7 protein-coding genes and 1 pseudogene are annotated in these 17079 nt (G+C 30.3%); 3 read left to right on the top strand and 5 right to left on the bottom strand.

All coding sequences use genetic code 11. From position 1 onward, the window contains the following. Positions 1-492 precede the first annotated feature (492 nt). Entirely contained in the window at positions 493-624 is a 132-nt protein-coding gene (locus tag EDL80_RS05105; protein WP_269144129.1) for a hypothetical protein, read from the bottom strand. A 323-nt stretch (positions 625-947) separates the two neighbouring features. On the opposite strand from EDL80_RS05105, the pseudogene EDL80_RS02190 reads away from it, so the two are divergent. From EDL80_RS02190 to EDL80_RS02180, 3 genes and pseudogenes are all read left to right on the top strand, one after another. Further along, positions 948-1178, top strand: a pseudogene (locus tag EDL80_RS02190) (glutamate--tRNA ligase family protein); the annotation flags it as partial. Between the two features lie 702 nt (positions 1179-1880). After that, the gene (locus tag EDL80_RS02185) at positions 1881-2450 is read left to right on the top strand and encodes a hypothetical protein (protein WP_158406570.1); all 570 of its coding nucleotides are present in this window, start codon (positions 1881-1883) and stop codon (positions 2448-2450) included. A gap of 1001 nt (positions 2451-3451) precedes the next feature. Beyond that, complete coding sequence (locus EDL80_RS02180) at positions 3452-4279, top strand: DUF3023 domain-containing protein (protein WP_158406569.1); 828 nt, start codon at positions 3452-3454, stop codon at positions 4277-4279. A 1144-nt stretch (positions 4280-5423) separates the two neighbouring features. Here EDL80_RS02180 and EDL80_RS02175 read toward each other — a convergent pair. The 4 genes from EDL80_RS02175 to EDL80_RS02160 all read right to left on the bottom strand — a co-directional run bounded on the left by EDL80_RS02175 (position 5424) and on the right by EDL80_RS02160 (position 17006). Beyond that, positions 5424-6749 carry a TldD/PmbA family protein gene (locus EDL80_RS02175; RefSeq protein ID WP_158406568.1) on the bottom strand — a complete coding sequence of 442 codons (1326 nt, stop codon included), beginning with the start codon at positions 6747-6749 and terminating at the stop codon, positions 5424-5426. Between the two features lie 16 nt (positions 6750-6765). After that, positions 6766-7338 carry a GTP cyclohydrolase I gene (folE, locus tag EDL80_RS02170; RefSeq protein WP_158406567.1) on the bottom strand — a complete coding sequence of 191 codons (573 nt, stop codon included), beginning with the start codon at positions 7336-7338 and terminating at the stop codon, positions 6766-6768. Positions 7339-7340: 2 nt separating this feature from the next. After that, on the bottom strand, positions 7341-8189 hold the full coding sequence (gene atpG, locus EDL80_RS02165) for an ATP synthase F1 subunit gamma (protein WP_158406566.1): 849 nt from the start codon (positions 8187-8189) through the stop codon (positions 7341-7343). 78 nt (positions 8190-8267) lie between these two features. Then, positions 8268-17006 carry an ankyrin repeat domain-containing protein gene (locus EDL80_RS02160; protein WP_158406565.1) on the bottom strand — a complete coding sequence of 2913 codons (8739 nt, stop codon included), beginning with the start codon at positions 17004-17006 and terminating at the stop codon, positions 8268-8270. Between the last annotated feature and the right edge of the window lie 73 nt (positions 17007-17079).

Here is a 17079-nt window from a genome sequence, read left to right as displayed (position 1 = left end):
ATATGGTAAAGCTTGAAGATGTGTTTTATATTCAATTAATTTTCAAGTTTAAATTCAAGTAAGTACCATTATTCTACCTAATACAATGCTAACAAACATTAGAGGAAAAATCCTAATAATAGTTTAGAAAAAGGTCACACAAGGTAAATGAAGTATGTAATAAAAGTTATGTATATGCAACTTATGATAAAATTTCTACTTTACTTATGACTGTAGCATTGATTGACATAGCTTTTTAATTATACTTTAAATTACTCAGGTTACTAGGATCTATCATTATCACAATGTACTTTTGTTCCTGCACCGCAGAAGAAGATTCTATATGTGAAGTAAATAATCCTTCTCTTTAAATTAAATATATTTTCCTTGAAGAATTATTTTCTATAAATCGGTTATTTTATTACTATGCAGATAGCCTTATTAACTGAAAATAGGATTTGAAAACAACGTATGTTTGTATTAAGTATAAGAATACTAGGAATTAATGTATACTTATATATCGTATACAATCTCTACTGAAACATTTAACTCATTTACAATAAAATACAAAAATCTTACTGACTCAAGAACACACACATGCCATGTCAATAACCAATTGCTAGGCAGCTGTGAGTATTCATACATAGCTTACCATCAAATGATGAAATATTTAGTATGTTGTGAATCAGTTTATAATTTTCATATTCATCATATTAGACTTATCTTTACTGCTTTATTATTTTTATAGTCTTATTATATAGCGTGTGTGGAGTAATTTACATGTTTTTAGTACTGTGTTATAATTATATATTTTTACAATTACATGCGACATTTTAATAATAACAGTATTAGTAATAATTGATTACATTGTACATTTTAGCAATTTCGTTACTTTGGTATTTATGGAATTATCATAGCTGGATACTCAAGTAATTCTAATATTGTCTGTCCTAGAATGATACCGTAGGAATATACAACTGGATGATATGGTTTTATTACGTTCTGATAATACTCCAACATATCTTTTATCTGTCGTTGTTAATGACTATGATATGGATATTACTCATATCATTAGAGGAATAGATCACTTAACTAATACAGCATATCAGTTGTTAATATGTAATGCATTGGGATGGAAGCCACCTGAATTTGCTCATATTCCATTAATACGTGATGAAAATGGAAATAAACTATCTAAAATGATTCTATTAAAAATGATGGATTGTCCATTAACTATTTTAATGGACAAATAGGATTTGATATTTCATCAAACAGGGAATAATGCATTAGGTATACATGAGTATAAAAATACAGATGTATTAAAAAATCATTGTTAATTTATTTTTCGAAAAAGGAATAAACCAAAAATAGTCAGCTGTAAATACTTACTATGTAAACTTGCAACTATAAAAAGATAAAACAAGTTACCACCAAATGCACTAAACACAGCAGTAGATTTATTCTATGTTAGTAGGTAATTACCTTACTTAATACACATTTACTATGCTTAATATAATAATATATTATACAAAAATTAAAGGTATTGTTAATAACTGCAAAAAATAAACAGAATAGTATTATAAGTTTAATTTATACTTTATTTTCTTTTGGAATCTCAAAAAGTTTTTAGGAACGTGTATTACTGTAGAGTAGTAATATTAACAAAGGAGAGAGCATTATAGAGATTGTGTTAAACATATACTAATGGACCTAAATTTAATTGTATAAAGTCATATTGCTAATTTATTAAAAGATAGGAGATTAAAAGAATTAAAAATACATATTTTTATGTTATTAATAATATTGAAGGTATTTATTTTTTATGTTATATAAGAATTAATATAATTTAATATGGAAATAATAAATTATATTAATAATTTATTATTGTATAGTGTATTGATATGAAAGATAAACTACTGATACATCATTCTATGTTAATGATTGGGATCATAATTACTATTATATTGCATATGTGTTTTCCTATCAATATTCTAAGTGCCAGCTTTTTATTACTGTTATCTGCAATGCTTATGTATTTGTGTTATACTAGTATATCACGTCGTGCCAGTATATTAGATGTAGAAGATGAACCATTTGTGTATAGGTTTTTAGGATATATAGAAAATGGAAATATTACATTTTCTGATTTAATGAAAAAGTTAAAAAAATGTATTGTTCCTATTGCAATTGGATTTTTGACTATATCTTTCTGTATTGTATCTTCTATATTTATTCCTGATAGTGCTAAGATGCTTTATGATATGTCTTTTGATATTTTGTTGTTATCTTGTTGCATGCTTAGTATGTTATCTATACAGAGTATATTGGAATCTGGTTTAGATATACGTTTAATTGTCGGTAAATTGTTGGAGAGTATTATAGGTAAAAAATTGCAAAAGACAGAAGGTAGTTCCTTTAATGTATCTGATGTACGCTGTGTTGGTTATAATAGCAACTTATCATTGGATTAAAAAATATATAAAAAGAATGTTAATTTGCTACTTAGTATCAGAAATATAACCTAATATTTAGGTATGTAAATATGTTGCATAACCAAGAATATTTTTTATAGGATTTTGCCCTGATACTTTTACGGTAGTAGTATGTCATAAATGTGTACGTACGATAAGTTTAAATGTTATTGTCTCTGTACTTATATATTAAAAAAATTTGTTTGTGTGATGTATGATTACTTTAATATAATACTAAAAGGATATTTATAATATAAAAAATTAAATATATAAAACTAGCTCAAGAAATTGTGTATATTTAATGAGTACTTGGTGTACAAAAACTCATTGACTAGTTAAGAAAAATCACTATTAGTAAATTTTATATTCCAAGTTAATGCTTAATAGTGAGATCAATCTCGAATTACAAAAAGTCAACATATATAATCTTGTAGAAATACCAATTAGAAATGAAGTTAAATATATAATGAGACCTAACATGTTGTATCTACTGTACATAAATATGGGTATATGATCTGTATGGAGATAAGATATTTAATGTGGAGAAGATTATCTTACTGACTGTATTATGTACCATATTTTAATATAAAACCAAAAATTTTCAATAAATATTAATTCTATTGTTTCAATATTTTCTTTTGAGATCACAGTAGAATCTTTAATGGCATATACTGTCATTATAAATGTGAGTACTATTAATAAAGGAAAGAGTATTATAGATATTGTATTAAACAGTCCATGTAATGAATATAGAGTTAATTACATAAAGTCACAATATGGCTAATTTATAAAGAAATAGGAAATAAAACGAATTAGAAATACATGTTTTATGGGTGCACAAAATTTGATTTATTTATCTTAAAATTGGCTGTATTAGTACTACAATGGTAGTATATACATATGTTACTTTCTATATTTATTAAATATTTCTTTTAAAATTTACATAAATCTATTATTAGATATATTAATAATTGCATTACTAATGATTTACGGTATTTAACATGTTATATAATTTAGGTATAAGACAAGAAATAAAGATTAACGAAGAACTGTGTAGTTGTTTAATGGAACAGGAACGCATTTCTTATTCAAATATTTCATGTATTGGTGTTGTTGATGAAGGAGGTTTGGTTGTATGGATTTCTAATGGTAGAGATATTAAACAAGATTTATGTAGTCCAAGTGGTGATAGTTTATTTAAAATACAGATTAAGGTATCTCGTAAGAAGGTTAAACACAGTGAAAATTTAATAAAATTACTTAATATACTTGATTTTGCACCCGATAGTATGCATTTCTCAATTTATGTTATGGTAAGGCATGCAATGCTTAATGCGTTTTTGGGTAGGACTAGTGTTTCAGGTGGTAAAATTTGTATGCCTAGTTTGCTAGAATGTGGTGAAATAGTCTTAGCAATACCAGTACGTATAGGTAAACATTATATGAACATATCATATAATGAATCATTTCTCCTAAAAGAAGTTAGTCATTTAGAATGTGTTGAGTTTAAATATGTGAGTACTGAACAAGATGTAAGTAATACTGCGGGTAGTACTAGGTTATTAAGTAGTACTGTGTGGTATACTTCTTATAAGAAACTTCCAAGGATAAAAAGTAAGAAAGAAGAGCTAAATACTGCATTAGTTTTAGAGAATGAAGTGAATACAGAAGAGTTATTTGCTTCATATATGGAATCTTCTTCTGCGGTGCAGGAAGAAGTACATTGTAATGAGGAAAAATGGGAAGGTCAAGAAGGTATAGAGGGTGCTACTAGTCTTTTAGGAGCAGTAAAACTATCAGATATAAGTGATTGGGGAAAAAGAAAATAGTAGAATATTATAAATGATGGTAAGTTTAAGTTTTATTATATGGTAAATGAGAAATGTATACTATCGGGTGCAAAATCAAGTATATTAAGTAATTTTATTAAATTTTCACTGTGTTTAACTTTCTTATTAGATATCTTTCCATTAAAAAAAAAAAAAAAAAGATTGATACTTAGTGGATTATTGTAGGGTATATAACTTTTTGGTTTTAAAATCTCAAAGTATATTTGTGATGAATAGAAGCTAAAGAAGAGGTCTTAGAAGTAGATATAATAGTAGGGTATTATATTAAATAGTACCATGAACGTCTTATATAAGTAATATATTAATGTTTTAAAGGTATTACTATTGAAGAAGTATATATTGAAATAATAAAAACTATAATTTGTTGTGTAATACGTGAGAAAGAAGCTTATTACTTCTAAAAATTATTGTTACTTATAAAGTAATATAATTTAAATTATGTACGTACTAATACTTTAGTCAAGAATAAGATTAGAATGGTATAAGATTGAAAAAATACAAAATTATAAACTTTGTTGTGTATAATACACGAGAAAGAAGCTTATTACTTCTAAAAATTATTGTTACTTATAAAGTAGTAAAGTTTAAGTTATGTATGTACTAATACTTTAGTCAAGAATAAGGTTGAAACAGTGTAAGAAATATGTAAAATGTTTTATTATTTTACATACAAGATCTGCATATTTGTTTTTTATATGTTCTGGTACTATCTAGCTCTTTTGTGCTTGTCTTTTATAAGTAATCTTGCTTAAATGTATATTACATACCCAACTAGTAACTAAAATCTCTACTATTGATATCAAGATTATCATTCCAGACAAATTCTTAGTAAAAATAACGCAGGATCCTTAAGTGAATTATTAAAACATAATGTCTGTAGATTATGTAGTGTGTTCAATTACTTCTAAGATTGATTATAACATCAATTTTTTTGGTTCTTGCAACATGTCATAATAAATAAGATATTTAACTTAATATAAAACTTGAATTACAGAAGACAACAGCATAGGAAAACAAATTAATATGCAGATATTGAAAATACAAGCTAAAAAATTAGCTACATTACCACTATGCAATATATAACTTATATAAATAAATCTAAATGCCATCTCAAACGATGAATTTATCCAGCAACTGTTACATCATTTATTCTTATAGTAGGTGAATTTACAGAACCAAAAAACATTAAATCATTCGCAACTAACATATTACTAAACATGTGTTGTAATTTACTAGCAATAGTTACCTCATTTACTGGATAAGATATTGTTCCATTTTCAATAAAGAATCCTGCTGCCCCCTGACTATAATCACCAGTAATTAAATTAACACCAAAACCAAAAAGATCAGTAATATATAATCCACTCTTAATATCTGACATTAACTCATTAACAGATAAATTTCCATTTTGTATATAAAAGTTGCTTACTCCAGGAGTTATAGAACCATTAGAATGCCTTATCGCATTTCCAGTACTACTCATATTTAATTTCTTAGCTGAACGTATGTCTAGAATCCAAGTATTTATTATACCATTTTCTACTACTAATTTCTTACTTCCAATAATACCTTCCCCATCAAAAGGTCTAGAAGATATACCACCTATCATCAATGGATCATCTATTATAGAAATATTACTTGAGAATACATTCTTACCAATATGATTACTTAAAAAAGAAGCATCATTAGCTATATTATCACCTCTTATAGCATCAGCAAAATTCTTTAACAACGTTCTAGCTACACGATTTTCAATTACCACTGGCATCTTAGAAGTCTGTATTTTTCCAGAATTTAACCTACTCACTGCTCTTAATGCAGCCTCTTTTCCTATCTCAATAGGGCTTTTCATATCATTAAAATTACACACAGAAGAAAAGTCATAACCTACTTCCATATTATCTTTCATACTAGCAATTACAGCTACAGAAGCTGTAAAATTAGATTTACTATAAGAACCAATGAAACCATTTGAAATAGCTAAAGCAATATCAGTTATTCCATGAGAAAAAGAAGCACCTTCAGAATTAGTAACTTTATCACTATAACTTAATGCTGCACTTTCCATATCTTCTGCAATCTTTTTACACTGATCAACTGTAATAACAGTTTTATCTAATATCATTAAATTGTTAGAACTTTGACATGTAATATCATAATCAGCCAGAGAAATATATGGATCACCCGGTGCCAGTTTTGCCATATCAATAGCACGGTCTATAAGTTCTGTTATATTATTGAATTCATTTGAAGATACACAAGCAAATTGATTATTATTTACAATAACCCTAATCCCTATTTTACAATTTTTAGATTGAACTACCTCATCAAGTTTATGTAATCGTTGAGATAAAGATAATCTGCTATTACTATAAACTACTACATCACCAATATAACCCCTACTTTTTATTTTACTTACTGCATCATCAGCTATATTTAGAATATCCAATTCTCTTCTCCTACAATCAATTAATACTATTCAAAAATTCTTGTCTTAGTTCCATATTATTTTGAAAAACTCCAAGAGCATAGCTTGTTTGTAATAATAAGTTGCCGCTGTTTTCCTCATGACAAAGTACACATTCATGCGTTGCATTAATAACTACAATTACCCCTTTAGAAAATAAATAACTATCTATACATTTTGCTATGTCTATAGTTAATCGCTCCTGAATCTGTAATCTTTTTGCAAAATAATTCACTAACCTTACAACTTGACCAATAGTAAACATAAACTTATTAGGAACATAGCCAATACTTACCTTTCCACGCATTGGAACAATATGATGCTCACAATATGATATAAACCTAATATCCTTAAAAGTTATAATCCCATCATAACCCTCATTATGTAAGACTGAACCACCCACAACTAGAGATATATCTTCATAACCTATAAAAAATTTTTTATAAGCATTTAATATACGCCTAGGAGTACTGCTGAGCCCAGGTCTGTTAATATCATCACCTATCCACCTTATTAATAAACTAACCGCATCCTCTACTTCGCGCTCAGAAGGCCTATTACCATTTTTCATAATTACTGATTACCCAATGATTCAAAACCACTAATTACCTCTATCAAATCAGTCGTAATAGCAGCTTGCCTAGAACGATTATACTGTAATACTAATTTATTCAACATTTCTTTGGTATTGTTATTTGCTGATTCCATAGCAATAACACGTGAAGAATGTTCACTAGCACAGTTTTCTAAGAAAGCAATATACATTAGGTTTAATATATAACCTAAACTCATTGTAGACAACACATTAAAATACGATGGTTCGTATTGATAATGCTCTTGTAATGATAGAGAAACATCAATATTATAAGGTATAAATTGTTCTACAGCAGGCTTTTGTAAAATAGTTGTATAAAATTTATTAAACAACATCATCACACTAATAAATTGATCAAAGTCAATACCAATTCTATATAAGAAAAGCTTAAAAGACAAAAAATCTGTGATAGAATGAATATTAGAAAATACACTTAATATTTTACTAGAATACTGGTTATACATCATACTATATGCTATTTTACCAAAAAATAGTAACTTTACATTTTTACCAGTAGATTCTAATTCTTCAATATAAGACTTGGCAAATTTAACTATCATATTATTAAAACTACCGCATAGTCCCCTATCAGAAGACATTATCACTAATAAAATATCTTTTTTATTGTGCAAATCACTACATACCTTATCATCACTTACATTAATATCAATAACCTTCTTAATTTCTAACATATGCCTCTTGGCATGATATAACCTTTGCTGAGCTTGACGTAATTTTGCAGCTGATATCATCTGCATTACTTTAGTAGTCTTTTGTATAGACCTTACACTCTTCATCCTTAAAAAGAGAGCTTTAAGATTAGCCATAAACTGCAATAACTCATAACATGACCCAATAGAAGTATATTAACTTTTATCAATTAAACAAGAGTTTTATCAATAAATCTACATTGATTTAGAAGATCCAGTTTTTTGTTTAATACCAGGAGAAGAAGGAACACTAGGAGATGTTATACTTTGATCTGCTGGTTCAACCCCCTGTAAACCTTCAGCAAGTTTTTCTACTTTCTGTCTAACAGGATCAGGATATACATTACTAGAAGGTGTAGAAACTTGCTCATCTTGCAATATACCATCATCCAAACTAGCCACACCTTCTGATACTCTCTCACTAGCATTTTGCTTAACCAAATCCTCAAAACTTTCACACACCTGTTCAGCATACCCAGCTCTAGAGACATGTAAAAGAGCTTTCCTATAATCTGCAGGTATCAACTCAATACTTCCACTAAATGTATTACGTCTTGCTTTTTGTATATCATTGTCCATACCAACACTAGATATATCACTACAGCTACTAGATCTCTTTTTCATATAATCTATTTTCCTAATATTTTCACTTTTATCAGCAGTATCATGAGATTTCATACCTTCTACATGCTTTGGCTGCAAACCAACAAATAGAACTACATCTTTTTCTGCTTTTTCTCTAGGTTCTTCATAAATATCCTGTTGTGCTGGCTCAGTTAATATATGAGATGATTCTGTCCTTTTTAAATTTTTTCTTATTTCTTGTAACATATTAGGATCCATAGTTATATTACTGACATCCGATTCACTATGAGCACGAGAAAGCTTCTTTTTCTTAACCTCCTTTACATCACTTAGACTCAATCCATCAATAAGTTGCTTTTCAGAAGGTTTCAGATCAGGCTGTAAACTTGAACTAGCACGCTCAATACCAATATTCTTTATATCTGTCTCACTATAAGCACGAGAAAGCATTTTTTTCATATTCTTTACCTCACTAATACCTGATTTACCAGTAACATGTTGATCATCAGAGTGTATATCTTCTGTAGTAGAAGATGCCTCTACCGTATCTGCTAATGCAGAAATAGAAAGTCCTTGATCAGTTCGCATATCTGAAGTTGTACCTAAACTATCCTCTACTAAAGGACCTGTTTTTGCTACAGAAGCTACATCAATACTCATACCATCACGACCAATTGCTTTATCTTCTACACCTCCAGTAGCTTGTATCACAACTTGACTAGGTATATCATCACTAGTACCTGATTTATCAGCAACATTTTGACCATCAGAGTGTATATCTTCTGTAGTAGAAGACGCCTCTACCGTATCTGCTAATGCAGAAGTAGAAAGTCCTTGACCAGTTCGCATATCTGAAGTTGTACCTAAACTATCCTCTACTAAAGGACCTGTTTTTGCTACAGAAGCTACATCAATACTCATACCATCATGACCAATTGCTTTATCTTCTACACCTCCAGTAGCTTGCATCACAACCTGACTAGGTTTACTATCAGAGGGAGTTTGTACACCATCACTAACTGCTGTAACGCCTACACTTAACTGATCTCCTGTCATTTGTTTTGTAGAAGAAGTTTTTACTACTGGTAAACTTTCACCATCACCAGGAGTACCATGTATATCTTCAAAAGAAGATTCACCAAAAACATCATCAAGAGTACGCAAACTTTTAGCAAAACCTGACAAATCTATATCCCATATAGGTTTAACCCCATCAGAACTTCCCTGTGTTTTATCACTATGTTGCTGATGCATAACACCACGTTGGGCTTTTCTGAGATCACCATCATCCCTACGCCTAGGTTGACCTTCATCTACAAACTCATCCTGTACAAACAATTCAGGTTTTGGTCTACCATATCCTCCAACAGCACCAAATTTCTGCAACTCAAAAAATTCAGGATCATCTAAACCAGGATATCTGGTATCTCCACTAGGTGAAAACTGCATAAAATCAGTCAGCTCACTAGAAACATCTGAAGAATAACTATTATAACGTCTCCTTCTAGAACTTGGATCCTGAGGGATACCAGAATAATCGCCACTCAATCCTAATTTACTATCTTTAGATCTAGGGTCTAAACTAGAATCTAATTTAGATCCAAGACCCACACTAGGATCCAATTTAGACCCAAAGTCTAAACTAGGATCTAATCTAGACCCAGAGTCTAAACTAGGATCTAATTTAGATCCAAGACCTACACTAGGATCCAATCTAGACCTAGAGTCTAAACTAGAATCTAATTTAGATCCAAGACCTACACTAGGATCGAATCTAGGCCCGGAGTCCACACTAGGATCTAATCCAGACCTAGGATCCAATTTCTTATCCTCACTATAAGATTCTGCTACTTCAGAACCAAGATCAGGATCATCAAGATCAGGACCTTTAGCCTGTTCTGGGGACTTATCTTGTGAAGTATGCTCTTTGCTACTTGAAACAGCTTTTTTATCTCTCCATCTACCATTTGCTAAAGCATCTTTTAAACACAAGCCACCTACATAAACTTTACAATTATCAAAATCAAGTTTTTCACCATGCTCACCACATTTTTCAATATCACTAGCTTGCAATGATACTCTTCCATCAGAATTTATAATAACAGTAACTGTTTGCTTCTTAGCATTCTTACCAGTAGGTTTCCAAGACAGCTTAAGCTTTATAGAACCTTCTTCAACAATATAATTTCTCTTATCACCAACATTTTGTATATATCCTTTATCTACATCAGATAAATTAAACTTTACTGTTGCTAGAGAATACTTTTTGCAGAACTCACTCTTTAATAAGTCAGAAGAGCGTATTTTCCCATCATCAACCTTAGCAGATATGATTCCACCTAACACACTAAATTCTGGAGCTATTCCATACCATTTTACATGATTTTTTAATACATCACATTCTTTATTAAGATCCAGATAATCATTCCTACCATCCCTCATGTGTTGTAAAACATTACATGTATCTTCTGGTAATTTACTTTCTGATTCTGATCTGCTTACAATAGATGGAGCAATGTTACTTGGAGAAACTCCTGAAATATTTTTCTCACTAAGTGAAGCACCACGAGATATTAAGAATCTTACAAGTTGAATATGTTCAGGCTTAACCATATGATCTGGAGCATTAGAAATATGAAGTAATAGAGAATGCAACGGTGTATTACCTTCACGATTTTTCCTATTAATATCACTTCCAGTAGCCAATACTCTTTTCACCATCTCCACAGAACCATTAACAACAGCTTTGTGTAGAGATGATTCACCATGTATATCTACATTGCGTAACGTATCAACTGCATATTTAGTACAAATATAATCATATAATTGAACATTACCAGATGCTGCAGAATTTACTAAGACAGTATTGAAATCACTACGATTTGAGATTTTTTCTTTACCGAGTAACTCTTCGAGTCTTTTAAATACAGGATAAGCAGGAGGAATTTTTGCTAAACTCTCAATAGCGTTTTCACCTCTTGAATTTCTGTGATTAAGTAACAAGTCATCTAATAAATCTCGATCTTTACCATCTTTTATACTAGATAAAATTATGTTAACAAGTTGTAATAATCCTACCTCATCAGAATTGAGTTTTCCAGTAGCAACATTTTCAAATATTGCCTGTAATATATTATTACCCTGACTGTCTGTATTAGTTAATGTTTTCCTGATATCGGAATCTACCAATAACTTTTTTAATTTTTCAGCATTACGATTACCAGCACTTGGATGTTTGATAGAATCATCACTCAAAATGGCAGCACATGCACCATATAATACTTGATTAAACTGTTTTGATAGGAAGTCAGAGTGTGTCATTTCTAGACTCAGCTTCCTAGATGAACCAGTAATATTATATATCTCAGACGCACTATTAAGTTTTTGTACTTCACTACTTTCTTGCCCTGATCTTACAGGTAAAATAGTTAAAAGTTCTTGAATCAAATATAGGTTCTCACTACCTTCTTTTTCTAATTTTTCCTTTAATGATTCCAATAAACTAATTGGTGTTTCACCATCAATATTCTTCTGATTAACAGAAAAACCATGTCTATATGCTAACTCATTACCTATCATAACAATATCCTGTAAAAGTTGAGGATGTTCATTACAGGCAAGTATTAAACGATGAAGTAAAGTATTTCCATTATCATCAGTAATATTAGGATTTAATGTCACATTACTTGCTGCTAAAGCTTTTACAAAGGCAGCATTACCAGAAGAAATAGCCTTCTCGGCAACAGATTGTCCACCAGATATTCTAATTTGTAATGCACCAGAAGAAGCTCGATTTATTTCCGATAAACATTTCTCATATCCTGCATCAGTATCTAATAAATCTGCTAACTTATAAGAAGAATCCAATATTACTTTTTTACTAGGATTAACAAATATTCTATCTTGCAAAGTCTCATTATCTTGTTGCTGCCCTGATAATTCAGCAGGTGATTTACCAGACTCAACATATCTATCATATTCATCAGATAATAATTTTGCTGCTTTAACAGGATCAGTAGTACTACTTATTTTAGTTAGCAATCCCCTATGCATGTCATGTAGACTAGGAACAAGACCTTTTATACCAAATTTCTCACAAATACTCTTATATACTTTAATATTTCCACTATCAAAAGCAGCATTTAAACATTTTTGAATATACTTACGCTGTGTATATTTAAACATCTTGTTCAGGTTAGGATCTAAACCTGGTGATGATATAATTTTTGTAACAGCTTCAAGAGCTAAATCTTCATTTGATCCACTAGCAGCATAAGCTAATAATCCATTTCCTCGACGATCTACAGCTCCTCTTAAATCACGCTCATTATCTATTAAATTCTCAAACTCAAACCTACCACTTTCATCTTTCATCCCACTTCTAGCACAAATATGAGACATATTTGCCCCATCTGATGTCAATTGCTTAACATCTCCTTGCGATAAACAAAGGGATTTATAATCTTCGAAAAAAGAATTAGCTGCAAGAAAATGGAAAAAAGATAACCCATCTGAAGGTCTGGTCTTGTTAACCATACTCTTAAACATAGATTTATGTTTTGGATTTCCACTATCCTTGACAAAAACTCTACACTTAGCAGCTAGTTTAGATAAGAAATCAACGTTTTTGCCATCTGCTAAATGAAAGACATTATCACCACTAGTATAACTCCTACTTAAAAAGTCACCAACGTCAACACATTGAACAATTTTTTTACATAAATCAGGATACTTAGCAGGATTTGAACATGATGCAAGTGTTTTAATTAAATTATTATTCACTAAAAAATCTGATGCTGTAACAGCATTTTGCTCACATCTTTTCAAGAAAGCATCTTTTAAATAACTCTTCATCTGAAGACTAACGCTTGGCGTCCTCTCCGCAAAAGCATAAGGTAATTCTCCATCTGTAAACTTACACTTATATTCACTTTTTAATTTAGAAAGGACTTCCTTATTCTGCTTTGATGAAGTATCACATTCTTTCATCGCTAAAGAAGGATCTTTTTTTATTAATAAATCTACTAATTCAATATTATTCGATAATATCGCTGCATAAAATAATGCTCCATTTCTTAATTCAACATCAGGATGAGATTGTAAATAATCACAACATACACGTGACATATTAGGAGAACACATAGCAAATGCTAAATCATTCATTCCACCACTACTAGTAGTTACATCAAGACCCCCAGACCTTGCATTTAATATATAACTCAATACACCTGGCTTATTCTGCACAATAAGATTACAAACATTGAACCTAGGATCATTAATATTAATTGCATTTGCTACACGTTCTAACACTTCAGGTTTATCATATTTGACAACAAGTGGTATAATTGCAGAAGCTACCCTTTCTTCAGAAGAACACTTTACTAAATGAGCAAACAACGTATCTAATGCTTCAGGATTAATATTGGAACTTTCCCGAATTACACCTTCTAATGCATGAAATATATCTTCAATTTCACAACACTTAATCAATACCTCTAACAGTTTTATTTCTGCATTCTTACACGTATAAGATAATAAATTATCTCTACCAATATTATGATTGACCAAATGTATTGTTGACCTAGTTTTTGATGTATTGACATGACGTTGGATGTCAATTATATCGTTAAATAAATTAGTATCACCATAATCAATAACCAACTTAAGTAAATTCTCATCAAGAAGCACTTGCCTATATACACTACTATCTTGTGACTCTTTGATCACTTTAATAAATTCTCGACATAATCGACCATAGCCTTCTTGAAATGCCATAGTAAAAGGAGTTATTCCATCCTTATTAGGATGCAGAAAAGCTTTTACCAACGATGCTTTTGGAAACTTATCATCACTAATAATTTTACGCAGTATATCTAATTTCCCATGCCTTACTGCAGTATGAATAACATTTTCATTGTATTTACCGTATCCTGCCGATAATTCATCACTATTAATCTTTTGTAAAAAAAATTCCGCAACAGGAATATTATCAGCTATAATAGCACATTGAAGTGGACTACCTAAACTAGATGTTTTATTACCATTCAATGGATCTTTTGGAAAAATAGATCTAGTTTTCTTAGTTAGTGCAACAGATTTATAAGCATCAGATAATTTAATCCATTGTTCAGTACTTCCAAAAGAAGCAACTAACGAAAATATTGTATGTCCTTCACTCCCCTGACTCTTTGTAATGTAGTCTTTTGGATTATCATTTAATTTATCTATAACTTCTTGTTTAAATCTGTCAGCATCTCTACTTAATATGGCATCAACATATCCTGACAAAGCACCATATTGATTAATTTTATCTCTAAGTGATAATATATCTGTACTACTTTTTCCTTCTTTCTCTCCACTAGCTATACCACTTGAAGGCATAGGTTTACCAGTTTCTTTACCATCATGTTCTTCACTTACTTGAGGTTTCATATATCTAATATCTTTTATATTCTCATAATAATTCTCATAACAGAATTGTATAAGTTCATCAGATCCACCAGCTATAATAGCGTTATTGAATATAGTTCTTATAATATCAGGATCAATCAAATCTTTATTGTTTTGAATCACCTCAAAAGCTTCTTGAGAAGGAATTTTCGAAATGTGATTAAAAGAATTAGCGATCTTAACATGTGCAATAGCATCATGCCCTAAATACCCAATAGCAGAAACTATATTTTCATTGTGCAATGATATCAGAGCTCTCACCAAATCTCTATGCCCATTATCCGATGCAATCTCTAATAAACTTTTACCATCCTTTTCTTTATATATGAGATCAATGTCACACTTAATCCACTTAACAAGATTTTCTATATCACCTTTCTGAGCAAGACTAAAAATACGATCTTCCGATGCTTGACAAACTTTATTCATATCCTGTGCAATAACTTCAAAGTCTGCATCATTAATTTCCATAGAACAAACTTGGCGTCTTAATGATCCTTCAACACCTATTTTTAACATACAGGAAACAAGCTGTGCATCTGATGTATTCTTAATAAAGCTTTCAAGCAATCTTGAGGATTGAGACAATCTTTTTACCATCGCAACAGCAGCATTAACATCATCTCCGTCTAATACTGCAAGTATCAATTTAGGTGATAGATGCTTTTCACTGAAGCCAACAATATTATAAGGATTTCTAGAAACTATTAATCGTATTAATTCATCACCTTGCACTTTAGATACTGCTTTTTGGCACTTGCTATTATTCATGTATGGTTCATAATGCTCATAATATCTACAAGCTACTGGGTTCTCAGATTCTATTGCACAACAACAAGCATCTTGCTCAGTAAAAATATTATTATCTATAACTACATTATTAAAATTGTCAACTTCGTCACGTGTCTTAACATGTTTAAACCTATCAACTAAAACACGTGATAATTCTGGATCTTTTAAATCAACATCTCTTAATATTTCAGTAAGCTTTTCTCTTCTATAACCAGTTAATATTGTGCCATAATTCTGCTCAGTTACATGTTTAAGGAGAGTCTTCTTTAGCTCTTTCATTTGATATTGATCTTCATTAGTCAAAATCATTCTTATGATTTCACCAGCAGTATTATTTTGTACTGCTAAATCAAGTACACTATTACCCTGTGAATCAAGCTTTCCAACATCAATATTCTCAATTAAAGATTCAGTATGTGGATAATCTGGATCTAGAAACACTTGAGGACTCTTTACTAAAAGATGTGCCGGTGTATTACCACTTTTATTTGGTAAATTAAGTAACCTACCAAGGGCAAACTGTTGACCTAATGCTGATTTTTTATGTTCAACCACTAACCTAGAAAGTTTACCAAGTATAGTATCATATCTCCCTATATGAGACCCTGATGCGATACATTGATTAATAACAGTATGCAGTACATTATCACCATTATTATTCACGCGAGATAACTGAGAATGCGCATCCTTTCTATGCATTATGATGTTTATACATCCAGTATCTCCAGAACTTATACCATTAAGCAGTACACCATTTCCTTCACGGTCACAAACGTTCCAGTCAATTTTCTTTTTGCTACTATCGAATAGATGTAAAAATAGTGACCCAGCACGTGCAGCTCTCAATAATGGATATTCTCCATTACTATCCCTCTTATTTAATAAGTTATTATCACAATGTTTAAAGATCTCTTGAAAAATGTCAGCGTACTCTATTTTACGTGTAGCAAGGTATTCACTAATTACATACTGTAATATACCTTGTCCATTTTCTGTTTCAGAACACACAAGTCGAGCTTTTTCCGCTTTATTAGATGACTTGAATATCTTCTTTACTTCAGATATATCCTCTGCCTTTATAGCCTGATGTAGATCTTCTATTCCCATTGTTATTAACCTAGATTTGTTTTTAACTACTTTGCATATTATGATTTACTATACTAAATTAAATAAATTATTA

The sequence above is a fragment of the Ehrlichia ruminantium genome (genome assembly GCF_009728835.1).
Taxonomy (GTDB): Bacteria; Pseudomonadota; Alphaproteobacteria; order Rickettsiales; family Anaplasmataceae; genus Ehrlichia; species Ehrlichia ruminantium_B.
This window is presented reverse-complemented; position numbering and strand designations above follow the sequence as displayed.